This is a genomic window from Sphingomonas sp. MMS24-J13 (genome assembly GCF_044905095.1).
In the GTDB taxonomy this organism is placed as follows: Bacteria; Pseudomonadota; Alphaproteobacteria; order Sphingomonadales; family Sphingomonadaceae; genus Sphingomonas_I.
The window spans coordinates 4,177,220-4,198,777 of sequence record NZ_CP173258.1; the positions used below are offsets into that span (position 1 = coordinate 4,177,220).

The 21,558-nt window shown below is 66.0% G+C and carries 27 protein-coding genes; 18 read left to right on the forward strand and 9 right to left on the reverse strand.

What is annotated here, in order from left to right; translation table 11 throughout:
• Positions 1–6: 6 nt before the first annotated feature.
• From ribH to AB4Z44_RS19355, 6 genes are read right to left on the reverse strand one after another with little or no spacing between them, the layout of a single operon-like run.
• Complete coding sequence (gene ribH, locus AB4Z44_RS19330; protein ID WP_404711284.1) at positions 7–432, reverse strand: 6,7-dimethyl-8-ribityllumazine synthase; 426 nt, start codon at positions 430–432, stop codon at positions 7–9.
• Positions 432–1,595, reverse strand: a complete 1,164-nt coding sequence (ribB, locus tag AB4Z44_RS19335) for a 3,4-dihydroxy-2-butanone-4-phosphate synthase (protein ID WP_404711285.1) — start codon at positions 1,593–1,595, stop codon at positions 432–434. Before ribB ends, ribH begins: the two co-directional genes overlap by 1 nt.
• Positions 1,585–2,208, reverse strand: coding sequence for a riboflavin synthase (locus AB4Z44_RS19340; RefSeq protein ID WP_404711286.1), 624 nt, complete (start codon positions 2,206–2,208; stop codon positions 1,585–1,587). The genes ribB and AB4Z44_RS19340 overlap by 11 nt, the downstream gene beginning before the upstream one ends.
• Positions 2,209–2,268: 60 nt before the next feature.
• Positions 2,269–3,294 carry a bifunctional diaminohydroxyphosphoribosylaminopyrimidine deaminase/5-amino-6-(5-phosphoribosylamino)uracil reductase RibD gene (gene ribD / locus AB4Z44_RS19345; protein ID WP_404714289.1) on the reverse strand — a complete coding sequence of 342 codons (1,026 nt, stop codon included), beginning with the start codon at positions 3,292–3,294 and terminating at the stop codon, positions 2,269–2,271.
• A 14-nt stretch (positions 3,295–3,308) separates the two neighbouring features.
• Positions 3,309–3,641: a hypothetical protein gene (locus AB4Z44_RS19350; protein ID WP_404711287.1), complete on the reverse strand. Its 333-nt coding sequence runs from the start codon at positions 3,639–3,641 to the stop codon at positions 3,309–3,311.
• Positions 3,642–3,695: 54 nt separating this feature from the next.
• Entirely contained in the window at positions 3,696–5,036 is a 1,341-nt protein-coding gene (locus tag AB4Z44_RS19355) for a glutamate--tRNA ligase (protein ID WP_404711288.1), read from the reverse strand.
• 159 nt (positions 5,037–5,195) lie between these two features.
• Between AB4Z44_RS19355 and AB4Z44_RS19360 the strand changes: the two genes are divergently transcribed.
• Together AB4Z44_RS19360 and AB4Z44_RS19365 are read left to right on the forward strand one after the other, a co-directional pair.
• A complete protein-coding gene (locus tag AB4Z44_RS19360) occupies positions 5,196–6,131 on the forward strand; it encodes a ribose-phosphate pyrophosphokinase (protein WP_404711289.1) in 936 nt (311 codons plus the stop codon).
• 161 nt (positions 6,132–6,292) lie between these two features.
• Positions 6,293–6,949 (forward strand): energy transducer TonB, encoded by a 657-nt coding sequence (locus AB4Z44_RS19365; RefSeq protein WP_404711290.1) that lies wholly within the window; start codon positions 6,293–6,295, stop codon positions 6,947–6,949.
• Positions 6,950–6,984: 35 nt separating this feature from the next.
• Here the strand turns inward: AB4Z44_RS19365 and AB4Z44_RS19370 are convergent, their stop codons facing one another.
• A complete protein-coding gene (locus tag AB4Z44_RS19370; protein WP_404711291.1) occupies positions 6,985–8,079 on the reverse strand; it encodes a DUF3667 domain-containing protein in 1,095 nt (364 codons plus the stop codon).
• 59 nt (positions 8,080–8,138) lie between these two features.
• Here AB4Z44_RS19370 and AB4Z44_RS19375 point away from each other — a divergent pair, with 59 nt between their 5' ends.
• From AB4Z44_RS19375 to obgE, 14 genes are all read left to right on the forward strand, one after another.
• On the forward strand, positions 8,139–9,407 hold the full coding sequence (locus tag AB4Z44_RS19375) for a glutamate-5-semialdehyde dehydrogenase (protein WP_404711292.1): 1,269 nt from the start codon (positions 8,139–8,141) through the stop codon (positions 9,405–9,407).
• A 123-nt stretch (positions 9,408–9,530) separates the two neighbouring features.
• On the forward strand, positions 9,531–10,163 hold the full coding sequence (locus AB4Z44_RS19380; RefSeq protein WP_404711293.1) for a nicotinate-nucleotide adenylyltransferase: 633 nt from the start codon (positions 9,531–9,533) through the stop codon (positions 10,161–10,163).
• 86 nt (positions 10,164–10,249) lie between these two features.
• Positions 10,250–10,585, forward strand: coding sequence for a ribosome silencing factor (rsfS, locus tag AB4Z44_RS19385; RefSeq protein ID WP_404714290.1), 336 nt, complete (start codon positions 10,250–10,252; stop codon positions 10,583–10,585).
• Positions 10,586–11,008: a 23S rRNA (pseudouridine(1915)-N(3))-methyltransferase RlmH gene (locus AB4Z44_RS19390; protein ID WP_404711294.1), complete on the forward strand. Its 423-nt coding sequence runs from the start codon at positions 10,586–10,588 to the stop codon at positions 11,006–11,008.
• Positions 11,008–11,808 carry a murein hydrolase activator EnvC family protein gene (locus tag AB4Z44_RS19395; RefSeq protein ID WP_404711295.1) on the forward strand — a complete coding sequence of 267 codons (801 nt, stop codon included), beginning with the start codon at positions 11,008–11,010 and terminating at the stop codon, positions 11,806–11,808. Before AB4Z44_RS19390 ends, AB4Z44_RS19395 begins: the two co-directional genes overlap by 1 nt.
• Before the next feature lie 85 nt (positions 11,809–11,893).
• Positions 11,894–13,252 (forward strand): S41 family peptidase, encoded by a 1,359-nt coding sequence (locus AB4Z44_RS19400; RefSeq protein ID WP_404711296.1) that lies wholly within the window; start codon positions 11,894–11,896, stop codon positions 13,250–13,252.
• Positions 13,252–13,719, forward strand: a complete 468-nt coding sequence (locus AB4Z44_RS19405; protein WP_404711297.1) for a disulfide bond formation protein B — start codon at positions 13,252–13,254, stop codon at positions 13,717–13,719. Before AB4Z44_RS19400 ends, AB4Z44_RS19405 begins: the two co-directional genes overlap by 1 nt.
• Positions 13,698–14,240 carry a demethoxyubiquinone hydroxylase family protein gene (locus AB4Z44_RS19410; RefSeq protein WP_404711298.1) on the forward strand — a complete coding sequence of 181 codons (543 nt, stop codon included), beginning with the start codon at positions 13,698–13,700 and terminating at the stop codon, positions 14,238–14,240. The genes AB4Z44_RS19405 and AB4Z44_RS19410 overlap by 22 nt, the downstream gene beginning before the upstream one ends.
• Before the next feature lie 40 nt (positions 14,241–14,280).
• Complete coding sequence (locus AB4Z44_RS19415; protein WP_404711299.1) at positions 14,281–14,661, forward strand: hypothetical protein; 381 nt, start codon at positions 14,281–14,283, stop codon at positions 14,659–14,661.
• 46 nt (positions 14,662–14,707) lie between these two features.
• Positions 14,708–15,067, forward strand: coding sequence for a hypothetical protein (locus AB4Z44_RS19420; RefSeq protein ID WP_404711300.1), 360 nt, complete (start codon positions 14,708–14,710; stop codon positions 15,065–15,067).
• A 128-nt stretch (positions 15,068–15,195) separates the two neighbouring features.
• Positions 15,196–15,558: a 50S ribosomal protein L21 gene (gene rplU / locus AB4Z44_RS19425; protein ID WP_404711301.1), complete on the forward strand. Its 363-nt coding sequence runs from the start codon at positions 15,196–15,198 to the stop codon at positions 15,556–15,558.
• A 23-nt stretch (positions 15,559–15,581) separates the two neighbouring features.
• Positions 15,582–15,845, forward strand: a complete 264-nt coding sequence (gene rpmA, locus AB4Z44_RS19430; protein WP_404711302.1) for a 50S ribosomal protein L27 — start codon at positions 15,582–15,584, stop codon at positions 15,843–15,845.
• 168 nt (positions 15,846–16,013) lie between these two features.
• Positions 16,014–16,556, forward strand: coding sequence for a GNAT family N-acetyltransferase (locus AB4Z44_RS19435; RefSeq protein ID WP_404711303.1), 543 nt, complete (start codon positions 16,014–16,016; stop codon positions 16,554–16,556).
• A gap of 94 nt (positions 16,557–16,650) precedes the next feature.
• On the forward strand, positions 16,651–17,679 hold the full coding sequence (gene obgE / locus AB4Z44_RS19440; protein ID WP_404711304.1) for a GTPase ObgE: 1,029 nt from the start codon (positions 16,651–16,653) through the stop codon (positions 17,677–17,679).
• Positions 17,680–17,715: 36 nt separating this feature from the next.
• On the opposite strand, the gene AB4Z44_RS19445 is transcribed toward obgE, so the two are convergent.
• Positions 17,716–18,816 (reverse strand): LLM class flavin-dependent oxidoreductase, encoded by a 1,101-nt coding sequence (locus AB4Z44_RS19445; RefSeq protein ID WP_404711305.1) that lies wholly within the window; start codon positions 18,814–18,816, stop codon positions 17,716–17,718.
• Between the two features lie 141 nt (positions 18,817–18,957).
• Here AB4Z44_RS19445 and proB point away from each other — a divergent pair, with 141 nt between their 5' ends.
• Both proB and AB4Z44_RS19455 read left to right on the forward strand, forming a co-directional pair.
• Entirely contained in the window at positions 18,958–20,100 is a 1,143-nt protein-coding gene (proB, locus tag AB4Z44_RS19450; RefSeq protein ID WP_404711306.1) for a glutamate 5-kinase, read from the forward strand.
• Entirely contained in the window at positions 20,097–20,999 is a 903-nt protein-coding gene (locus tag AB4Z44_RS19455) for an NAD-dependent epimerase/dehydratase family protein (protein ID WP_404711307.1), read from the forward strand. The genes proB and AB4Z44_RS19455 overlap by 4 nt, the downstream gene beginning before the upstream one ends.
• Here the strand turns inward: AB4Z44_RS19455 and AB4Z44_RS19460 are convergent.
• Positions 20,996–21,514, reverse strand: coding sequence for a Pycsar system effector family protein (locus AB4Z44_RS19460; protein WP_404711308.1), 519 nt, complete (start codon positions 21,512–21,514; stop codon positions 20,996–20,998). The two genes, AB4Z44_RS19455 and AB4Z44_RS19460, sit on opposite strands and share 4 nt — an antisense overlap.
• Between the last annotated feature and the right edge of the window lie 44 nt (positions 21,515–21,558).

A 21,558-nucleotide genomic window follows, 5' to 3' on the forward strand; every position in this document is an offset into this window, starting at 1 on the left:
CTCTTGTCAGCCGAACCGGTGCTTCAGCTCGAACATCGCGATCGCTGCCTTGGCCGCGTCGGCGCCCTTGTCTTCCTTGGCGCCCTCGCCACCGGCCCGGGCCAGTGCCTGGCCTTCATTTTCGACCGTCAGAATGCCATTCCCGATCGGAATGCCGTCGAGCGTGAGCGCCATCAGGCCGCGCGCGCTTTCGTTCGAGACCACTTCGAAATGATAGGTCTGGCCGCGGATCACCACGCCCAGCGCGACGAAGCCGTCATAGCGCCCGCTCTCGGCCGCCATCGCGATCGCCGCCGGCAGTTCGAGCGCACCCGGGACGGTGATCGTCTCATGCTGATGCCCGGCATCTTCGATCGCGCTGCGTGCGCCCTTCAGCAAGAGATCGTTGAGATGCCCATAGAACCGCGCCTCGGCGATTAAAAAACGTGCCATTAATCGCCGCTCCCCGCGCTCGGAATGGGTCGCTCACCGACGATCGACAGGCCGTAGCCGTCGAGCGCGATCAGCTGGTGGTGCGAATTGGTGAGCAGGATCATGTCTTGCACCCCCAATTCGGTGAGGATCTGCGCGCCGACGCCGTAATCGCGCAACTCCATGATTTCCGGAATGGTGTGGAGCGCCTGCCCCGATGCGCGTGCCGCCATCAGCCGGCCGAGCCGGCCATCGGTCATCGCACGGTTGAGCACCACGATCACGCCCGATCCTTCGGCCGCGATCATCTCCATCGCGCCGGCCAGTAGCCCCGCGCGATCGGTCGTCTCGCCGAAAATGTCGGTGAAGGTCGACAGCGCATGCATCCGCACCAAAGTCGGCCTGGAGGGATCGACATGGCCCTTGACCAGCGCGATCTGCTCCTCGCCGGTCGCCTTGTTCCAGAAGGTCATGCCGGTCCACTCGCCGCCCCAGCGGCTGTTGAAGCGCATCTCGGCGCGCTTCTCGACAAGATGGTCGTGGCGGCGGCGATAGGCGATGAGATCGCGGATCGTGCCGATCTTGAGGCCGTGCCGCTGCGCGAAAGCGACCAGATCGTCGAGGCGGGACATGGTCCCGTCCTCGTTCATGATCTCGCAGATCACGCCCGAAGGATTGAGCCCGGCGAGGCGCGACACATCGACCGCTGCCTCGGTATGGCCGGCGCGCACCAGCACGCCGCCCTCGCGCGCGACGAGCGGGAAGACGTGGCCGGGGGTGACGATCTCGTCCGGCCCCTTCGACGCATCGATCGCGACCGCGATCGTGCGCGCGCGATCGGCGGCGGAAATGCCGGTGGTCACGCCATGCTTGGCCTCGATCGAGACGGTGAAAGCGGTTTCGTGACGGGTGCCGTTATGACGGCTCATCAATTGCAGGCCAAGCTGATCGACCCGCGCCTTGGCCAGAGCGAGGCAGATCAGCCCCCGGCCATGCTTGGCCATGAAGTTGATCGCATCGGGGGTCGCCATCTGCGCGGGGATGATGAGGTCGCCCTCGTTCTCACGATCCTCGTCATCGACGAGGATGAACATGCGGCCGTTGCGGGCTTCTTCGATCACCTCTTCGGGCGTCGAGAGGAAAGCGTGGCGCAGCCGAGCGATTTCGTTGGGTTTAGCGGACATTCCTGATCCTCGAGCGAAGCTGCTCCATGCGCCCGAGATAGCGAGCGAGCACGTCGATTTCGAGGTTGACCGCCCGACCCGGCGCAATCTCGCCCAGGTTGGTCATCTCGCTCGTATGCGGAATCATGTTGATGCCGAAGCGGACCGCGCCGCCCGGCTGATCTTCGACCTCGTTGACCGTCAGCGATACGCCATCCATCGCGATCGATCCTTTGGGCGCGATATAAGGCGCGATCGCCTCGGGCGCCTCGATCGTGATGCGGGTGGAATCGCCCTCGCGGATCACCGACACGACCTCGCCGATCCCGTCGACATGGCCGGTAACGATATGCCCGCCCAATTCGTCGCCGACGCGCAATGCGCGTTCGAGGTTGAGGCGGGTGCCATCATTCCACGCGCCCTGCGCGGTGCGTGATAGCGTTTCGGCCGAGACATCGACCGCGAACCAGTCGGCACCCTTGTCGACCACCGTCAGGCACACGCCCGAACAGGCGATAGAGGCGCCCAGATCGATGCTGGCGGTGTCGTAGGCAGTGGCGATGCGCAGGCGCAGATCTCCACGCTGCTCGACGCCGACGACGCGGCCGATATCGGTGATGATGCCGGTGAACATGCAGTCCTTTCTGCGCGCCATCAGTCGCGAAAAGTCGAGAAACTTTTCCTGCTGGCGCTGTCAGCTTCGCTGGCGCTCGTAGACTTCGAGCCGGTCGCTGCCAAGCGTGCGCGCATCGGCGAGCGCCCAGCGTCGATGCGCGTCGGGTAGCTGTGCGAGACCGATATCGTGGAGTGCGGGCTTACCGGCACCGATCAGGATCGGAGCGCGATAGAGCAGAAGACGGTCGACCAGATCGGCAGCCAGGAAGGCCGATGCGGTCTGCGCGCCGCCTTCTACGAAGAGGTGGTCGACATTGGGTAGCGCGGCAATGGCTTGGGGAGAATCGATAATCTTCACCCGTCGCGCCTGCGAAGGCAGGGGCCCATCTCTCCCATCTTCAAGCGGCGGGTCCGCCGGGAGAGACATGGGCCCCTGCCTTCGCAGGGGAGACGAGGTGAGGACGAAACGCTCTGGCGACCTCTCCTTCAGCCCCGGCAGCCGCACATCCAGCCTGGGGGCATCGGCCTCCCACGTTCCCCGACCGACAAGGATCGCGTCGTGCCGGCTGCGTTCCAGATGTGCATGCGCGCGCGCTTCGGGGCCGGTGATCCACCGGCTCTCGCCCGAAGCCATCGCGATCGCGCCGTCGAGCGACGTGGCGAGCTTGAGCGTCACGAACGGGCGACCGAGTGATCGGCGCGTCAGGAAGCCCGCCATGCTCCGGCGCGCTTCGGCTGCCAGCAACCCTTCCTCGACGACGATGCCCGCCGCGCGGAGTCGGGCGAAGCCCTCGCCCGCAGTGCGTGGGTCAGGGTCGCCGATCGCGATCACCGCCCTTGACGGCTTTGCGGCGACGATCAGATCGGCGCAGGCCGGGCCGCGCGGGCTGACATGCGCGCAGGGTTCGAGCGTCGCATAGAGCGTGGAACCAGCCGCTGCGTCGCCGGCTTCGGCCAGCGCCATGGCCTCGGCATGCGGACGGCCGCCGGGCTGGGTCCAGCCACGCCCGATAACATGACCGCCCTTGACGATCACGCAGCCGACATTGGGGTTGGGGGCGGTGCGCCCGCGTCCACGCCCGGCCAGAGCCAGCGCGGCGGCCATCATCCTCGCGTCGCTCAGAAGCCCATCTTCGTCATGCTGTCGTCGAGCTTCTGGAACTGACGGCGCCGTTCGGCCTTGGCCTTTTCGAGTTCGGCCTGATCGGCCTTGTTCTGGGCGATGATCTGAGCGTCGGTGCGGTTGGCGGCGAAATCGCTGGCATAGACGATCTGCTGCCCCTCGGGTTTCACCCCCCACCACGATTCGATGATCATCAGGGTCATGAGCAGCGAGGTCACCCCCACCGCGAGCGTTGCGAACACCAGCTTATGCCGGCGATCGCCCTGCATGAAGATGCGCAAGTCGCGCATGACGACGCTGGGGCGGGCAAGGGGCGGCAGAATGGCCATGGCATGAAGATAGGCTTGCCCGAGCCGCTTCGCCAGCCCCCGGCCGATCGGCGGTCAGGCGGCCGCAGCCTCCAGCCGGGCAATGGCGCGTTCGCGCCGGATCAGCGGCAACAAGGCCGCCATGTCGGGGCCATGGTCGCGTGCGGTGAGCGCCTGACGGAGCGGCAGGAACAGGGCCCGCCCTTTGCGTCCGCTGCTGGTCTTGAGCGCGCTGGTGAGCGTGGCCCATGCGGCATCGTCCCACACCATCGTCCGGGCAGCTTCGGCCGCCAGCGCGAGATAGGCCTTGTCGTCGCTCGCCAGTGCCGGCGGGGCGATTTCACCGGATACCACCGGCAGCCAATCGGCCGCTTCGGCGATGGTCGAAAGATTGGGGCGCAACGCCTCCCAAAGCCGTGGGCCGACGGCGGCCGGCAATCGTGCGGCGACCGCCGCATGATCGAGCAGATGGATCATACGGGCGTTGAGCGCCTTCAGTTCGTCGAGATCGAAGCGCGCCGGGGCGCGGCCGAAGCGGGCAAAATCGATCCCCTCGATCAGCGGCGCCATGCTGGCCACGGGTTCGACGGGATCGCTCGTCCCGATCCGCGCGAGCAAGGCCGCGAGCGCGAGCGGCTCGATCCCTTCCTCGCGGAAGGAATCGCAGCCCAACGACCCGAGTCGCTTGGAAAGCTTGCCCTCGCTGCCGACCAGCAGCGCCTCGTGCGCAAAGGCCGGCGCCGGGGCGCCCATCGCCGCGAACATCTGCAATTGCAGACCGGCATTGGTCACGTGATCCTCGCCACGCACGATATGGGTCACGCCCATGTCGATATCGTCGATCACGCTCGGCAGCATATAGAGCCAGCTGCCGTCGGCGCGGCGGATCACCGGATCGGACTGAAGCTTCGGATCGAGATGCTGGGGCCCGCGGATCAGATCGTCCCATTCGATCATTGCGTCATGATCGAGCTTGAAGCGCCAGTGCGGGGCGATGCCGTCGGCCTCCAGCGCAGCGCGATCGGCATCGCTCAGCTTGAGGGCGGCGCGATCGTAGATCGGCGGCAGCCCGCGCCCGGCGAGGATCTTGCGCTTGAGGTCGAGCTCCTGCGCAGTCTCGTACGCCGGATAGATCCGGCCTGCCGTCCGCAATTCCGCGAAGCGGCGCTCGTACAGATCGAACCGGTCGGACTGCCGCACCGCGTGGTCGGGCGTCAGGCCGAGCCACGCAAGATCGGTGTGGATCGCGTCGGCAAAGGCCTCGGCCGATCGCGCCAGATCGGTATCGTCCATCCGCAGCAGGAAACGTCCACCGGCCTTCTTCGCCCACAACCAATTGTGAAGCGCGGTACGGATATTGCCGACATGGATGCGCCCGGTGGGCGAGGGGGCGAAACGGGTGACGACGGAATTCATGGAACGGCCCTTAGGCCAGTTGGCGCTCGCCCGTACAGGCCGCGCACGTTGCAGTCCGGTTACAAACCGAGCCCGATAGGACCGGGTCGACCGTATCGGGTCTTTTATTCTGACGGCAGCAGGTTAAGAGCCCCCAGGCTCGCAGGCCGGGGAAGATACATGAAATTGATGACGGGCAACGCCAATCGCGCGCTCGCCGCCGCGATCGCCGGCTATCTCGAAATGCCGCTCACCGACGTGTCGGTGCGCCGCTTCGCCGACGAGGAGATCTTCGTCGAAATCCACGAGAATGTGCGTGGCGAGGATGTGTTCGTCGTCCAGTCGACCGGCTATCCGGTCAACGACAATCTCATGGAATTGCTGATCTGCATCGACGCGCTGAGGCGCGCATCGGCGCGGCGCATCACCGCGGTCATCCCCTATTTCGGTTATGCGCGCCAGGACCGGAAGCCGGGCCCGCGCACCCCGATCTCGGCCAAGCTGGTCGCCAACCTGATCACCGCGGCCGGTGCCAATCGCGTTCTTTCGGTCGATCTCCATGCCGGGCAGATCCAGGGCTTCTTCGATATCCCGACCGACAATCTCTACGGTGCGCCGGTGATGTCGGCCGATATCAGGGCGCGCTTCTCCGACAAGAATTTGATGGTCGTCTCGCCCGACGTCGGTGGCGTGGTCCGCGCGCGTGCGCTGGCCAAGCGGCTGGCCAATGCGCCGCTGGCGATCGTCGACAAGCGCCGCGAGCGGCCGGGCGAATCCGAAGTGATGAACATCATCGGCGACGTCCGGGGTCGCTTCTGCGTCCTGGTCGACGATATCGTCGATTCGGCCGGCACGCTCTGCAACGCCGCTGCCGCGCTCAAGCAAGCGGGGGCGGAGGACGTGGTCGCCTATGTCAGCCACGGCGTCCTTTCGGGCGGGGCGGTCGCGCGGGTCGAAGGCTCGGCGCTGCGCGAACTCGTGATCACCGACTCGATTGCGGCGCCGCCCGCAGTGGCGGATTCGAGCCGCATCCGCCTGTTGCCGATCGCGCCGCTGCTGGCCGAAGCGATCCGCCGCATCGCCGACGAAAGCTCGGTTTCCAGCCTGTTCGATTGAAATGAAACGCCGTTCGATCATGCGCTAATCACTAGCGCGATCAACTATATGTTATAACATTATGATACTTGACAACATATCATTGCGATGAGAGCTTTTCGAAGAGGGCGCTGCATGACGGGCAGTCCCAATCCTCCACGGCGCCCCGGAGAGGAGCGTCTATGTCATATCTCGACCAGACCAACCGCAACCGGCCCAAAACGATTGCGGCGGTTGCGATTCTGCACGCCGGGCTGGGTTACCTGATCATCAGCGGGCTGGCTTACACGGTGATTACGCGTGTCCCGGGCGTGACTATCGCCGAGAATTATCCGGAAACGGCTCCACCGCCGCCGAAGAATTTCCCCCCGCCGCCTCCTCGTCCCGCACACACCGATCAGCCGCCGCCGAGCACCGACACTCTGGTCAAGACCGACCTGCAGGACGTGACCACGATCAGGCTCGGCCCGGTCGATCCACCCAAACCACCTACGGACATCGAGCAGCCCCGTGTGCCGGCCGATCCGCCCAAGCCGAGCATGGCGCGTGGCGTCCAGCCCGGTGCGGGCCGCGCCGGTTGGGTAACGTCGGACGATTATCCCGCTCAATCGCTGCGCGAAGGGGCGACCGGTGTGGTCGTGATCAGCGTAGCCATCGGCACCGACGGACGCGTGCAGGGTTGCGAGGTCACCAAATCCAGCGGCAACACGCAATTGGATGAAGCCACCTGCCGCCTCTATGCGCGCCGCGCCCGCTTCACGCCCGCGCTCGACGCGGACGGCAAGCCGGCGGCCGCGCACTTCGTCGATCGCATCCGCTGGCAGTTGCCGGCGCAATGAGAAGCGCGCCGCCGGAGCCTTACGCCCGGCGGCGTCTATTCCGTCCCCATGTAGATCAGGAAGGCGAGGAATAGCGACGAGGTGATCGTCGTGATGAAAAGCAAGGCGAAGGTGCGCCACAGGGCGCCGAAGCGACCGAGCAGGTAAGCGCCCTTGAGCTGGCGATACATGTGCCAGGGCGGGATGATCAGCACCGCCAGCACGATGATCGCGGTCGGCAGGCCGATCTTGCCGAGCGCGCTCAGCACTACGACGCCGAGGCTCATGAAGCTCAGCGAGTAGGTCGAGAATATCGCGTGATCGTACAGCCCCACGTCGCGCCGCCAGAAAAACAGCAGCCATATGAAGGGCAACGAAATGGGGATCAGCGCCCAGCTATATTTATAGCCGTAGCTCTTCATCTTGTAGAGCAGCAGCTCGGGATTCTTCGCGGCGTGGTTGACCGTCGAATCGAGCCAGCCGATGCCGGTGTCGACGCTGAGCTTGTTGCTGCCCTCATGTCCCGCAGCCTCGGTCGTGCCATCGGTGATGCCCGATTTCTGCAACGCCTCCAGCGTCGCAACCTTCTCTTTGGCGTCGGCGATCTTTTCGACGAGATCGCCGCGATCCTCCGGATCGGTCACCTTGGGCAGCTTTGCCTGAAGATCGGCGAGCTTGGTTCGCGCCTGCGCCGCCTCCATCCCGATATCGACCTGCTTTGCGATCTTCGCGGATTTGCCGTGCCCGGCCAGCCCCGAGACGACGGCGAACATCAGGAAGACCGAGAACAGGAACAAGGCCATCGGCGATACGAATTTGGCCCGCTCGCCCCGGACATAGCGCCGGGTGAGCTCGCCCGGCCGCCACGCGAGCAGGGGCAAAGTGTGCCAGACCTTGCCCTCGAAATGGAATACGCCGTGCGCGATATCGTGGACGAGCGCACCGAGATTGCGATGGACATGCCCTGCCTGCCCGCAAGCATGGCAATAAGGGCCGATCCGTTCGGTCCCGCAATTGGCGCAGGGTTCGTCGGTCTCATGCCCCACCGCCGGCCGATCGGCATGCGCGCGCTCGATCTCGCGCGCGAGCAGCGCTCCGCTGGCGATGGTCCCCAATCCGTCGGCGTCGGTCATGCGCATAGTGTTACGCATGCGAAAGGCGCCGTCGAGAGCCTGTGTCGACCACGCCGCGAATCATGCTAGGGCGCGGCATGACCGACGCGTCCCCGATCGATACCTCCGCCCTCATCACCGACATGGGTCAGCGTGCGCGCGCCGCAGCCCGCACCCTCGCGCTCGCGCCGACCGCCATCAAGGCGCAGGCCCTGCGCGGCGCGGCGCAGGCGATGCGCGACAATATGCCGATCATCCTCGCCGCGAATGCGGAGGATATGGAGCGCGCGACCGCGGCCGGGCTTTCGCCGGCGATGCTCGATCGGCTGCGGCTCGATCCGGTCCGGCTGGAAGGCGTCGCAGCGGGGCTGGAAGCCGTGGCGGGCCTGCCCGATCCGGTCGGCGAGACGATCGATCGCCGCGAGCGTCCCAACGGGCTCGAACTGTCGCGGGTGCGCGTGCCGCTCGGCGTGATCGGCATCATCTACGAGAGCCGTCCCAACGTCACCGCCGACGCCGGCGCGCTGGCGATGATGGCGGGCAATGCGGTGATCCTGCGCGGGGGATCCGAAGCGCGATCGACCAATCGCGCGATCCACGCGTGCCTGGTCAAAGGACTGGTTTCCGCCGGCCTGCCCGAGGATGCGATCCAGCTGGTGCCCGTCGCCGATCGCAGCGCGGTGGGGGCGATGCTGACGGCGACCGGTTTGATCGACATCATCGTGCCGCGCGGCGGCAAGGGGCTGGTCGCGCGGGTCCAGGCCGAGGCCAAGGTGCCTGTCCTCGCCCATCTCGACGGCATCAACCATGTCTATGTCGACCGCGCGGCCGATCCGGCGATGGCAATCGCGATCGCCCTCAACGCCAAGCTGCGCCGCACCGGCGTCTGCGGGGCGGCCGAGACGTTGTTGATCGATCGCGCCTATCCCGATCCCGCGCCCTTGCTCGCTGCTCTGGCCGATGCCGGCTGCGAATTGCGCGGTACGCAGGATGTTCGCGCGATCGAACCGCGCGCGCTGCCGGCGTCGGACGAGGATTGGGACACCGAATATCTCGACGCGATCCTCTCGGTCGCTTTGGTGGGCGGGGTTGAAGGCGCGATGGCGCACATCGCCGCGCACGGATCGCATCACACCGATGCGATCGTGACTGGGGATGCTGCGGCCGCCGAGCATTTCCTCAACGAGGTCAATTCGGCGATCGTGATGTGGAACGCTTCGACCCAGTTCGCCGATGGCGGTGAATTCGGGCTGGGCGCGGAAATCGGCATCTCGACCGGGCGCTTGCATGCGCGGGGCCCCGTCGCGCTGGAGGGGCTCACGACCTACAAGTGGCTGGTCCGGGGAACTGGTCAGACCAGGCCTTGAATTGGGATGGCGGGCGATACATTTCGGTCATGACCAAAATCCTGGTTGAGGATAAGAAAACGGTTTGAGGCGAGCGCGTCTGTCTCTGTCTGGGTGTCGATCGGCTGGACGTCGGCCCTCATCATGATCCCCACCGGCATTCTCGGCGGATCGTTCAACCCCGCCCATAACGGCCATCGTCGGATCAGCCTGTTCGCGATCGATGCGCTCGGACTCGAGGATCTGTGGTGGCTGGTGTCGCCGGGCAATCCGCTCAAGGACGGCGCGAACGATATGGCACCGCTCGCCGCGCGGCTCGCATCGGCCAATGCGGTCGCGCGTCATTCGCGTATCCGGCCAACCGCGATCGAGGCCCGGCTGGGCACGCGCTACACCGCCGAGACGCTTGCGAAGCTGGTTCGGCTCTACCCGCATCGTCGCTTCATCTGGCTGATGGGGGCGGATAATCTCGCCCAGTTCCACCGCTGGCGCGACTGGCGGAGGATCGCGCGAATCGTGCCCATTGCCGTGATCGCCCGTCCGGGTTATGATAGTCTCGCTCTCAGGGCTCCGGCCATGGGGTGGCTCAAGCGCTTCGTCCGGCGCGGGGGCGCTTTGAAAAAATGGACGATTTGGAGTCCGCCGGCGCTCGTGCTGTTGCGCTTCCGACCCGATCCCACTTCCGCAACGCGGGTCCGCGCGCTGTCGCCCGACTGGCCTTCATCCCTGAAAACCCACGGATTGCGCGATCCCGTGTCGCGTCGTCTGCTTCCCTAGGAGGTATCTTGCCCGTCACTGCTTCGCGTCCCACGGCTGTCGAGCCCCCCGCCGATCCGACCGACAGTATCGACGCACTCCATCGGATGGTCCTCGATTCGCTCGAGGACGATCAAGCGGTCGAGACGGTGTCGATCCCGCTCGCCGGCAAATCCTCGATCGCCGATTACATGGTCGTGACCTCGGGACGTTCGAGCCGCCAGGTCGGGTCGATGGCATCGAAGCTGGTCGAGAAGATCAAGGCGCAGACCGGCCGTAGCCCGAGGGTCGAAGGCATGCCGATCGCCGATTGGGTGCTGATCGATGCCGGCGACATCATCGTCCACCTCTTTCGCCCCGAGGTGCGCAGTTTCTACAATCTGGAGCGGATGTGGGCGTTCGGTGACGCCCCGCGTGCGGTCGAGGCCGCCGGCACCGCCTGAGTGCTGCTCCATATCCTCGCCCGCGGCCGCATCGGACGCGGGCCCGAGGCGGATCTGGTCGCGCGCTATCTTGGCCGCATAAGCTGGCCGACGAAAGTGACCGAACTGCCCGATCGCGGCGGCCGCATGCCGCCTTTGCCGCCATCGGCGGTGACCATCATGCTCGACGAAAAGGGCCAGACCTTAGGCTCGCTCGCATTTGCCGAACGGCTCGGGCGCTGGCGCGATGATGGGATGCGTGAGGCGCGCTTCCTGATCGGCGCGGCAGACGGCTTCGCGGATGCCGAACGGGCGAATGCGGACCTGCTGCTCAATTTCGGCGCGATGACCTGGCCGCACATGCTGGCGCGCGCGATGCTGGCCGAACAATTGTGGCGCGCCACCAGCATCCTCGCCGGCCATCCCTATCATCGCGAAGGCTGATGTTGCTGGCGCTCGCTCTCGCGCTGGCCGGCCCCTCGGCCGACGGTCGTACCGAGGCGGCCGAGGCCCGCGTCGCCGAACTCGATCGCCAATATGCCGCCCAGCGTGCCGCGTGGCGCGATGCGCAGGCCCCGCTCGCCCGCCTGCTGGCAGCGATCGAGCGAATCGCGCTTCGCCCGCCCGCTCTCGCGCTGGCGCAACCGCGTTCGATCGACGATCTGATCCATACCCATGCCTTGCTCGCAGCGGTTCGCCCCATCGTGGCGGCGCGAGCGGCCGCTGTCCGCCAGCAATTGGCGGACACGCGGGTGGCGAGCGCGGAAGCCGCCCGCATCCTTGCTGAACGCAGTGTCGCGCTTTCCGGCTACGAAAAGGCGCAAAGCGCACGGTTGATGACGCTCCCCGCGCCGCCCGATACACCCGCCGCCCGGCCCGCCGCGATCTACGATCTGCCCGCGCACGGCATGGTCGTGAGCGGCACGGGCGAGCGGATCGACGGCGGATGGCGCGCGCGCGGCCTCACTTTGCTGACGGCGCCCGGCGCACGGGTGATCGCGCCCGCGGCCGGCCGCATCGCTTATGCCGGCGCCTTCGGCGGCTATGGCGGGATCGTGATCATCGACCATGGACGTGGCTGGACGACGCTGCTGACCGGACTCGATCATACCCTTATGCAGAGCGGCGTTCCGGTCGTGCGCGGCGCCGCGGTCGGGCAGATGAGCGAGCGCGCGCGCCGGCTGACGATCGAACTGCGGCACGACGGCCGTCCGGTCGATGTCGCGGGGATGTCCGCGCAATGATGGGTTCAGCCGCACGCATGCAAGGCGGTTTCACTTGCGGACGGCAGGCGCTACATTGATCGTTCCGATGAAAGATTCCCACACGATGCGTAAGACCCTGTTGCGTGCCGGAGGCCTGGTCGCCGCCATGGCCCTCCTGCCCGCGGTGACCGCCGGCCTCGCGGCCAGCGACGTCGACAGCTACAAGGAACTCGACCAGTTCATGGCCGTGTTCGAACGGGTCAAGGCGGACTATGTCGACAAGGTCGACGACAAGACGCTGATCAAGGGCGCTATCGACGGCATGCTTGCCAGTCTCGATCCCCACTCGGCCTATGAGGACGAGCGCGATTTCAAGAACATGACAGCGACGACCGAGGGCAATTACGGCGGCCTCGGTCTCACCGTCCAGATGGACGAAGGCGCCGTCAAGGTCGTCGCCGCAACGGAGGATACGCCGGCCTACAAGGCCGGGGTCAAGCCGGGCGATTATATCACCAACATCGACGGCAAGTTGATCTATGGTAGTTCGCTCGACGAAGCCGTCGATCAGATGCGCGGCGATCCGGGCACGAAGATCAAGATCACGATCGTCCGCCCCGGCCGCGACAAGCCCTTCGACCTTACGCTGACCCGCGAGATCATCCAGATCAAGGCGGTCAAGTGGGAGCTGAAGGATCATGTCGGCATCATCAACATCAACACCTTCTCGAAGGTCACCGGCCCGGGCGTGCGCGACGCGATCGCCGCGATCGACAAGGCGGCGGGCGGGCGTCCGCTCGGCTATGTGATCGATCTGCGCTCGAACCCCGGCGGCCTGCTCGATCAGGCGATCGAGGTGTCGGACACGTTCCTGACGCATGGCGAGATCGTCTCGCAGCGCGGCCGCGAGAAGACCGATATCGAGCGTTACTATGCCAAGCCCGGCGATGACGCGCACGGCCTGCCGCTGGTCGTGCTGGTCGATGCCGGGTCGGCCTCTGCCGCCGAGATCGTCGCCGCCGCATTGCAGGATCAGCGCCGCGCGATCGTGATGGGGGAGCGCAGCTTCGGCAAGGGCTCGGTCCAGACGTTGCTGCCTTTGACCGATACGACCGCGCTGCGTCTGACGACCGCGCGTTATTACACACCGTCGGGTCGATCGGTGCAGGAAGGCGGTGTCGAGCCCGACATCATCGTGCCGCAGCTCAACGATCCCGATTACAAATCGCGCCCGCGTCTGCGTGAAGCCGATCTCAAGCGCCACCTGCTTAACCAGGCCAAGGTCGACAACGGCGTCCTGGAAGAGGATGCGATTCCCGATCCGCGCTTCTCGGCGACGCCCGATAGTCTCAAGAAAGCCGGCGTGACCGACTTCCAGCTCGACTATGCGATCAAGACGATTGCACGCCTGGGTGGTGCGACGCAGATGGCGGCCGCTACGCCCGCGCCGATCCCGGCGGCGCCGGTCAAGAAGAAGCCCTGATGCTCGCCAAGGCCCGTATCCTCGCGCTGCTGATCCCGGCGCTGTTGCTCGGCGGTGCGCTCGGATCGCAATATATCGGCGGGCTGGTCCCGTGCGAAATGTGCATGTGGCAGCGTTACCCGCATTATGTGGCGCTGGTCCTTGCGCTGCTCGCCATCCTGCTTGCCAGGACCCCGCTCAGCCGCCCGCTGACCATATTGGCCGGCATCGCGGTCCTCGTCAGCGGCGGACTCGGTATCTTTCACGCCGGCGTCGAATATAAATTGTGGAAGGGCCCCGAACATTGCACCGCGCTGGTATCGGGTAGCGGTGCCGATCTGCTGAAGGCGATCCTGTCCGCGCCGATCATCCGCTGCGACGAGCCGCAATGGACGATGTTCGGCATCAGCCTTGCCGGCTTCAACGCGATCTTCTCGATCCTGGGCGGCCTCGCCGTGCTGTCGCTATGTCGTCGTCCGAGTCGCTGACCCCGCCCGGCGCCGCGGAGCGCGCGGCGATGCTGCGCGTCGATCAGGCCGGCGAATTCGGCGCGACCCGCATCTATGCCGGCCAGCTTGCGGTGATGGGAAGTCGCCATCCCGCCGCCCGCGCGATCGCACGGATGGCAGCGCAGGAGGAGCGGCATCGTGCGCGCTTCGATGCGATGCTGGGCGAACGGCGCGTGCGGCCGACCGCTTTGGCGCCCCTCTGGCACGTCGCGGGCTTCGCGCTCGGCGCCGCGACCGCGCTGATCGGTGCGGAGGCGGCGATGGCGTGTACCGCCGCGGTCGAGACCGAGATCGATCGCCATTATGGCGCACAGATCGATCGACTGGGCGATAGCGATCCCGAACTGACCGAAGCGATCACCGAGTTTCGCGCAGAGGAGGTGGAGCATCTCGATACCGCGCTTGCGGCGGGTGCGGAGCGCGCCCCGGCTTATCCTTTGCTCTCGGCGGCGATCAGGCTCGGCTGCCGCGTCGCGATCGGGCTTTCGGAACGGATATGATACCCGCCCTGCGCGTTCGGGCGGTGGAGGAGTGACGGCCATGATCAAGCTTGTTTCGTTTGCCGCGGCTGCGGCGCTGGCCGTCGGCATCGGCGGAAGTGCGTTCGCGCAAGCCGGTGGTGGCTCGCTCATCGTCTATGGCAACGATCCTTGCCCGGCGAACACGATCTGCGTCCGTGCGCCCGAAGGCGACCGTTACCGCATTCCGAAATCCTTGCGATCGGGAGCGCTGCCCGCCTCGCAACAGCCCGGCCGTGCCGCCGCGGTCTCGTCGGTCGGCGGCGTGAACACCGGACCGGCTTCGTGCAGCAATATCGGCGGTGGAGGCGGTAGCTCCTGCCTGAAGAATCAGATCGCCGCCTCGCGGGCCGAGAAGAAGGCCAAGCAGACCGAGCGGGCCGAATTGCCCGAGCCGCAATGACCGCTCCGTTCAGGCCGGCGTCATCGCTCGTGACGGAGAAGGGCCAATGAAATACATCCTGCTCACTGTGCTGCTGCTGGCGCCCACGGTCGCGTCGGCCGCCGACAAGCCACCGCCCGAGCGGATCTCGACCTTGGTCGTCTATGGCGACGAGCCGTGCCCGCGCAGCGCGCCCGACGAGATCGTGGTATGCGCGCGTCAGCCTGAGAGCGAGCGCTACCGTATCCCCAAGGCGCTGCGCAAAAAGGAATATAATGCGGCGCGCGACGGCAGTTGGGCCGGTACCGCGAAGGTGCTCGAATATGTCAGCCGTCAGGGTTTGCCCGACAGTTGTTCGCCCACCGGCAGCTATGGCCAGTCGGGCTGTTTTCGCAGGTTCCTGGAATTGAACCGCCAGGGCCAGTAACGGGGTTGCGGGCGCGAGGAGTCGACCTTGACACTCGCGCCATTTGCCCATAGGTGGCCCGTCTTTCGCAGAGACCCCCCGTGTGGGGTGTGTTTACGCGATCTACAGAATCGGAAGTGATGAGGGCCATGTTCGCTATCGTGCGCACGGGCGGCAAGCAGTATCGCGTTGCCCCCGGAGACAAGATCATTGTCGAAAAGCTTGAAGGCGAGGCCGGCGCAGCCGTCACGCTGGACGTTCTGCTTGCCGGCGATGGTTCGGAATTGAAGTCTGTCGAAGGCCTGACGGTCTCGGCTGAAATCCTGGCGCAGGGTCGCGGTGACAAGATCATCGTCTTCAAGAAGCGCCGCCGGCACAATTATCGTCGCCGCAACGGCCATCGCCAGTATCATACCGTCCTGCAGATCACCGCGATCGGCGATCACAAGGCGGAAAAGAAGGCCGCCAAGGCCGCGACTCCGGAAGCCGCACCCGCGGCTGCCGAAGCCTGAGCGCGATCGGGAGCTAGAGAGCAATGGCACATAAGAAAGCAGGCGGTTCGTCGCGCAACGGTCGTGATTCGGCCGGGCGTCGTCTGGGCGTCAAGAAGTTCGGTGGCGAAACCGTGATCGGCGGCAACATCATCATTCGCCAGCGTGGCACCAAGGTCTATCCGGGCACCAATGTCGGTATGGGCAAGGACCATACCCTGTTTGCGCTCGTCGAGGGCCGCGTGTCCTTCCACAAGGGCAAGCTCGGCCGCTCGTTCGTGAGCGTCATGGCGGAAGCTGCCGAATAAACGGACGAACGTGAAAACGGGTCGTCCCAAGGGCGACCCGAAGGTCCATCGCGATGGACCGCCAGGGAGACGGGTCGCACCGGCTCCCTTTTTTCATATCTCCCTGAAACCGCGCTGTCTCCGGAGCGTCATGCACCGGCGATAAAAATGGACCCAGGGAGTACGATCATGTTTGCGATCACAACGCGGCTGTTGCTGCGTCCCGGCTGGGCGGAGGATGCCCCGGCATTGTCCCGTGCGATCGGTGACGAAGCGATCATCCGCAATCTGGCGCGGGCGCCCTGGCCTTACGCGCTGGGCGATGCCGAGAGCTTCCTGGCCTCGCCCCCGGTGCCGCACCGGCCACGCTTTCTGGTCTTCCTGCGCGATACGGCCGAATTGGTCGGCGGCATCGGGCTGAATGGCGATCAGGACGAGGCCGAGTTGGGGTATTGGATCGCTCGCGCGCACTGGGGCAAGGGCATCGCGACCGAGGCCGGCCGCGCCGTGGTCGATCTGGCCGATGCTAGTCTGCGGCTGCCGCGCTTGCGGGCGTGCCATGCGATCGACAATCCGGCGTCGGGACGCGTCTTGTCCAAGCTCGGTTTCCGCCCGACCGGCGCGGTGAGCGAATTGTACAGCCTCGGCCGGCGCTGTGAGGTCCCGACTCGGCTGTTCGCCCGCGAGAGGGTTGCGGAACCTCCGGCGGAAGTCGCCTCGCTCGCAGCATAGAATTTGGGCGCCTGCCGGCGCTTCCTTCACTCTCAAAGAGCCCCAACGGCACGCCGCGCTTCGCATCCGCGTCCCAGTGGGGTAGGCGATACACATGCATTTTCTCGACCAGGCCAAGATCTTCATCCGCTCGGGCAGCGGCGGTCCCGGCGCGGTTTCGTTCCGGCGCGAGAAGTTCATCGAATATGGCGGCCCGAACGGCGGCAATGGCGGCAAGGGTGGCGATATCATCTTCGAAGCCGTCCCCAATCTCAACACGCTGATCGATTTCCGCTACACCCAGCATTTCAAGGCGCAGCGTGGCATGCCCGGCGCGGGATCCAACTGCACCGGGCCGGGCGGTGAGGATCTGGTCATCAAGGTGCCGATCGGCACGCAGGTCATCGCCGAGGACAAGGAGACCGTGCTCGCCGATTTCACCGTTGCGGGCGAACGGCGGGTCTTCCTGCGCGGGGGCGATGGGGGGCGCGGCAATGCCAGCTACAAGACCTCGACCAATCGCGCCCCACGCCAGCACGGTCCCGGCTGGCCGGGCGAGGAGATGTGGGTGTGGCTGCGGCTCAAGCTGCTGGCTGATGTCGGGCTGGTCGGATTGCCGAATGCGGGCAAATCGACCTTCATCAATGCGGTCACCAACGCTGCCGCCAAGGTCGGCGCCTATCCCTTCACGACGATCCGCCCTCAGCTCGGTGTCGCCAGCCGGCACGGGCGTGAGTTCGTCATCGCCGATATTCCCGGCCTGATCGAGGGCGCGGCGGAGGGGGCCGGCATCGGCGATCGCTTCCTCGGCCATATCGAACGCTGCCGCGTGCTGCTCCATCTGGTCGATGCAAGCGGCGAGGATCCGGTCGAGGCCTGGCGGGTCGTGCGCGGTGAACTCGACGCTTATGGCGCGGGGCTTGTCGACAAGCCCGAGGTGCTGGCGCTCAACAAGATCGATGCCGTCGATCCCAAGGAGGTCGCCAAGATCGCGAAGAAGCTCGCCAAAGCGTCGGGCGAAAAGGTTCTGCTGCTTTCGGGTGCGGCCGGGACCGGCGTGGAAGAGGCGCTGGATTATTTCGTCGACCTGCTCGGCCCGGTGGAGCCGAAGAAGGAAGACGCCGAGGCGTGGTCGCCGATCTAAGCCCGTCGCCCCCGCCTGCGCGGAGGCGACGTTCGTTCAGGCCGCCATCAAAAACGCATTGTCGAGCGAGCTTTCGGCGGTCCAGCTTTTCACTTCGGGCATCACCGTGCGCGCGAACATCCGCATGCTGCGCAGCGCTTCCTCCTGCGGCATGCCTCCGAAATAGACGTGCGGCAGGAAGGCCTGCGGGCCGTAGACCCGCTTCAGTTCCTCCATCCGTTTGATCACCATCTGCGGCGTGCCGGCGATGACGGTGTGGCCGAACTGCTCGATCACATCCTCGACCTTGTCGGCGGGAATCGTCCGCTTGGCGTAGGATTCATAGCCGGGGATCTTCGCGATGTCGGGGTTCGTCATTTCGTAATTCGTGACCGCCGCACGCATCGTGTGGCTCGTGTAGAGCGCCCCCAACTCCAGCGCGCGATCGGCGCTATCGTCGACGAAATATTGGCCCGAAACGATCGGTGCAGGCGGCCGGCTATCGGCGCCGTGCACCTCTTTCCACACGCGGTCATAATCGTCGGGGGGCAGATCCTGGCCGCGCTGCGGCAACATCAGCACCATCCGCCCGAACCCGAGCTCAGCCGCGACCTTGAGCGACGAATCGCTGAACGATCCGCAGAATTTGCGCCCGTCGAAACTGCGCAGCGGCCGCGGCCGCAGCTCGCGACGCGGCTGGTTGAACGTCGCGCCGCCCTCGATCACCCCAGTCTCGATCGCCGGGATCACCATACTCAATATCTCGTCGTACAATTCGCGCGCGCGCGATTGATCGATCCGCAGGCCCTGGAATTCGTGCCGCGCCAGCCCGCGCCCGAACCCGAGCACCGCGCGCCCGTTCGACATGTGATCGAGCATGATGATCTGTTCGGCCAGCCGCACCGGATCGTGCCACGGCACCACGATCACCTGCGTACCGAGCAGCACGCGCCGGGTCCGCCCGGCCAGATAGGACAAAGCCTGCAGCGGGCTGGTGCACATTGAATAATCGGTGAAATGATGCTCGGTGATCCAGATCGAATCGTAGCCGAGCTCCTCGCCCAGCACGGCATTTTCCAGCTCTTCGCGGATGAAACGTCCGTCCGGATAGGCATCGCCGCGCTGATGCGCGAACCCCGTCGCCAGCCCTACATGCATCTTGCTCTCCTGCGCCGGAGCCGGGTGCACCTGGAACGGCGCATCCTCGTGAGTCCGACTCGGGAAAGCTAACAGATGATAGAGCGTTCGCAAGCGGCGCGAACTTCCCAATCCGCCATGCACGCATTAGGCGAGAGCCGCATGTCGAACGACCTACATATCGCCGCCCGCTTTGCACCGGACGCCTGCGCGCGGCTGGTCGTGAAGATCGGCTCGGCGTTGCTGGTCGATCCGTCCGGCGCGATCCGGCGCGACTGGCTGGAGGGCGTCGTCGCCGATGTGGCGGAGCGGGTTCGCGCCGGCCAGCAGGTCGCGATCGTCTCGTCAGGGGCGATCGCGCTCGGGGCGCGCCGCCTCGGCCTGGCCAAGGGCGGCCGGGCCAGCCTCGAAGACGCGCAGGCCGCCGCCGCCACCGGGCAGATCGGGCTAAGCCAGGCCTGGGCCGAACTGCTTCAAGCGCAAGGGATCACCGCGGCGCAGATACTGGTGACGCTCGACGATCTGGAGGATCGCCGCCGCTACCTCAACGCCGCTGCCACGCTCGATCGCCTGCTCGCGCTCGGCGTCGTCCCGGTGATCAACGAGAATGATTCGGTCGCGACCGAGGAGATACGCTTCGGCGACAATGATCGGCTTGCAGCGCGGATCGGGCAGGCGGCGCATGCGCAGGGCGTGATCCTGCTGTCCGATATCGACGGCCTCTACACCGCCAATCCGTCGCGTGATCCCACCGCGACCCGCATCGTCGAGGTGCGTGAGATCGATGCCCGGATCCGCGCGATGGCCGATTCGGGCTCCGATTCGGGCATGGGTTCGGGCGGCATGATCTCGAAGCTTCAGGCCGCCGCGATCGCACAGGCGGGCGGTGCGCATCTCGCGATCGTCTCGGGCAAGCGTGATCGGCCTTTGTCCGCTTTCGCCGTCGATGGGCGCGGCACGATCTTCCTCGCACGGCCAGGCGCCGGACGACGCAAGGCGTGGCTTGCCGGCCGCCTCACCGCGCGTGGGCGGATCGCGGTCGATGCCGGCGCGGTGGTGGCACTCCGCGCGGGATCGAGTCTGCTCGCCGCGGGCGCCATCGGCGTCGACGGCAATTTCGCGCGCGGTGATGTGATCGAGATTGCGGATCCTGCCGGCGGCACGGTGGCGCGCGGCCTGTCCGAATATGATGCCGCCGATGCCGCGCGGATCATCGGCACGCGCAGCGATGCCCAGGCTTCCTTGCTCGGCTATGCGCCGCGGGCCGCGATGGTGCATCGCGATCATCTGGTGCTGCTGGGATGAAACTCGCGATCACGGGCGGGACCGGCTTCGTCGGGTCGCACCTGATCGCGCAGGCCGTGGCGGCCGGCCACGAGGTCCGCGCGCTCACCCGCCGGCCGCAGCCGGCAGCGGAAGGCGTGAGCTGGAGCGAAGGCGCTCTCGATCGTCCCGACAGCCTCGCGGCGCTGGTTCAGGATTGCGACGCGGTGATCCACGTCGCCGGCGTCATCAACGGCGACACGCAGGCCTTCACCCACGGCAACATCGTCGGGACCGAGAATATGGTGGAGGCGGCCGCGCAGGCAGGCATCCGCCGTTTCATCCACATCTCCTCACTCGCCGCGCGAGAGCCGCAGCTTTCGACCTATGGCTGGTCCAAATCGATATCCGAGGAGCCCGTCATCGCCGCCGGCCTCGACTGGACGATCATCCGCCCGCCCGCCATTTACGGCCCGGGCGATCGCGAGATGCTCGAACTGTTCCGGCTGGCGCGCTGGCGGCTGGTTCCGCTGCCGCCCGGCGGGAATCTTTCGGTGATCCACGTCGCCGATCTTTGTCGCCTGATTCTCACCTGTCTTGCCGCCGAAGCCAGCTTCGGCCGCACCTATGAGCCCGATGACGGCCGCGAAGGCGGCTGGGGTACAAAGGATTTCGCCCGTGCGATCGGCCACGCGGTCGGCCGCCGCGTGCTGCCCTTGCCGATTCCCAAGGGGCTGCTGATGCTGGGTGCGAGGACCGATCGGTTGATCCGCCGCGGCAAAGCCAAGCTTACCCCCGATCGTGTCGCTTATTTCTGCCACCCGGACTGGGCGGCCGCGCCGCATGCGCAACCGCCAGTGGCATTGTGGCAGGCGGAGGTGGGGACCGAGCGGGGGCTGGCTGACACGGCGCAATGGTATCGGACGGCAGGCTGGCTCTAGAATCGATAGACCAGCAGCGTAATCAGGCTAGCCGTCAGCCCCACCAGAAACACGCGATAGGCATAACCCAGCAGCCGGTACTTCTTGCGGGCGAGCACCCTGCCATTCTGGTAGATGTCGGTCGCCATCGTGCGGAACATCGTCTCGTCGGTCTCCAGCGTCGCCAGCAGGCGCTCGATATAATCCTCTTCTTCGAGCGTGCTGAACGACCCGAAGAACAGCAGGTTGATCCGGCCACCCTTGCTGGCGCCCACCGCGGGCAAAACCGCCAGCACCGCCAGGATCGCCGAAACGAAAGCAAAGCCGCCCAGCACCAGCAACGCCGATGCCGGCATCTTGCCGTCGCGCGCCTGACCGATCGTAATCGTGAAGATCACGAAGGTTGCGGCCATCAGCATCGAGGCCTTCTGATCGGCCATCTGGCTGAGCTGATACTGGATCTGCTGGGCGGTGCGCAGCATGTTGCTCGCATTGGCGCCGGATGCCGACGCCTTGTAGCCTTCACCATCCGCCATGCCGATTCCCGTTTTGCCCAAGGGACGCGATAGCCTCTGCCCCA

Bases quoted from the DNA above. Each gene is read 5' to 3' on its own strand.
- rsfS (WP_404714290.1), top strand. From the start codon at position 10,250: ATGGTCCTCGATTCGCTCGAGGACGATCAAGCGGTCGAGACGGTGTCG.
- AB4Z44_RS19435 (WP_404711303.1), top strand. From the start codon at position 16,014: ATGTTTGCGATCACAACGCGGCTGTTGCTGCGTCCCGGCTGGGCGGAG.
- AB4Z44_RS19400 (WP_404711296.1), top strand. From the start codon at position 11,894: ATGCGTAAGACCCTGTTGCGTGCCGGAGGCCTGGTCGCCGCCATGGCC.
- AB4Z44_RS19455 (WP_404711307.1), top strand. From the start codon at position 20,097: ATGAAACTCGCGATCACGGGCGGGACCGGCTTCGTCGGGTCGCACCTG.
- AB4Z44_RS19355 (WP_404711288.1), bottom strand. From the start codon at position 5,036: ATGAATTCCGTCGTCACCCGTTTCGCCCCCTCGCCCACCGGGCGCATC.
- proB (WP_404711306.1), top strand. From the start codon at position 18,958: ATGTCGAACGACCTACATATCGCCGCCCGCTTTGCACCGGACGCCTGC.
- AB4Z44_RS19350 (WP_404711287.1), bottom strand. From the start codon at position 3,641: ATGGCCATTCTGCCGCCCCTTGCCCGCCCCAGCGTCGTCATGCGCGAC.
- AB4Z44_RS19395 (WP_404711295.1), top strand. From the start codon at position 11,008: ATGTTGCTGGCGCTCGCTCTCGCGCTGGCCGGCCCCTCGGCCGACGGT.
- AB4Z44_RS19420 (WP_404711300.1), top strand. From the start codon at position 14,708: ATGAAATACATCCTGCTCACTGTGCTGCTGCTGGCGCCCACGGTCGCG.
- ribD (WP_404714289.1), bottom strand. From the start codon at position 3,294: ATGGCCGCCGCGCTGGCTCTGGCCGGGCGTGGACGCGGGCGCACCGCC.
- AB4Z44_RS19445 (WP_404711305.1), bottom strand. From the start codon at position 18,816: ATGCATGTAGGGCTGGCGACGGGGTTCGCGCATCAGCGCGGCGATGCC.
- rplU (WP_404711301.1), top strand. From the start codon at position 15,196: ATGTTCGCTATCGTGCGCACGGGCGGCAAGCAGTATCGCGTTGCCCCC.
- AB4Z44_RS19360 (WP_404711289.1), top strand. From the start codon at position 5,196: ATGAAATTGATGACGGGCAACGCCAATCGCGCGCTCGCCGCCGCGATC.
- AB4Z44_RS19380 (WP_404711293.1), top strand. From the start codon at position 9,531: ATGATCCCCACCGGCATTCTCGGCGGATCGTTCAACCCCGCCCATAAC.
- AB4Z44_RS19405 (WP_404711297.1), top strand. From the start codon at position 13,252: ATGCTCGCCAAGGCCCGTATCCTCGCGCTGCTGATCCCGGCGCTGTTG.
- AB4Z44_RS19340 (WP_404711286.1), bottom strand. From the start codon at position 2,208: ATGTTCACCGGCATCATCACCGATATCGGCCGCGTCGTCGGCGTCGAG.
- AB4Z44_RS19375 (WP_404711292.1), top strand. From the start codon at position 8,139: ATGACCGACGCGTCCCCGATCGATACCTCCGCCCTCATCACCGACATG.
- AB4Z44_RS19415 (WP_404711299.1), top strand. From the start codon at position 14,281: ATGATCAAGCTTGTTTCGTTTGCCGCGGCTGCGGCGCTGGCCGTCGGC.
- AB4Z44_RS19460 (WP_404711308.1), bottom strand. From the start codon at position 21,514: ATGGCGGATGGTGAAGGCTACAAGGCGTCGGCATCCGGCGCCAATGCG.
- AB4Z44_RS19410 (WP_404711298.1), top strand. From the start codon at position 13,698: ATGTCGTCGTCCGAGTCGCTGACCCCGCCCGGCGCCGCGGAGCGCGCG.
- AB4Z44_RS19370 (WP_404711291.1), bottom strand. From the start codon at position 8,079: ATGCGTAACACTATGCGCATGACCGACGCCGACGGATTGGGGACCATC.
- ribB (WP_404711285.1), bottom strand. From the start codon at position 1,595: ATGTCCGCTAAACCCAACGAAATCGCTCGGCTGCGCCACGCTTTCCTC.
- rpmA (WP_404711302.1), top strand. From the start codon at position 15,582: ATGGCACATAAGAAAGCAGGCGGTTCGTCGCGCAACGGTCGTGATTCG.
- obgE (WP_404711304.1), top strand. From the start codon at position 16,651: ATGCATTTTCTCGACCAGGCCAAGATCTTCATCCGCTCGGGCAGCGGC.
- AB4Z44_RS19365 (WP_404711290.1), top strand. From the start codon at position 6,293: ATGTCATATCTCGACCAGACCAACCGCAACCGGCCCAAAACGATTGCG.
- ribH (WP_404711284.1), bottom strand. From the start codon at position 432: ATGGCACGTTTTTTAATCGCCGAGGCGCGGTTCTATGGGCATCTCAAC.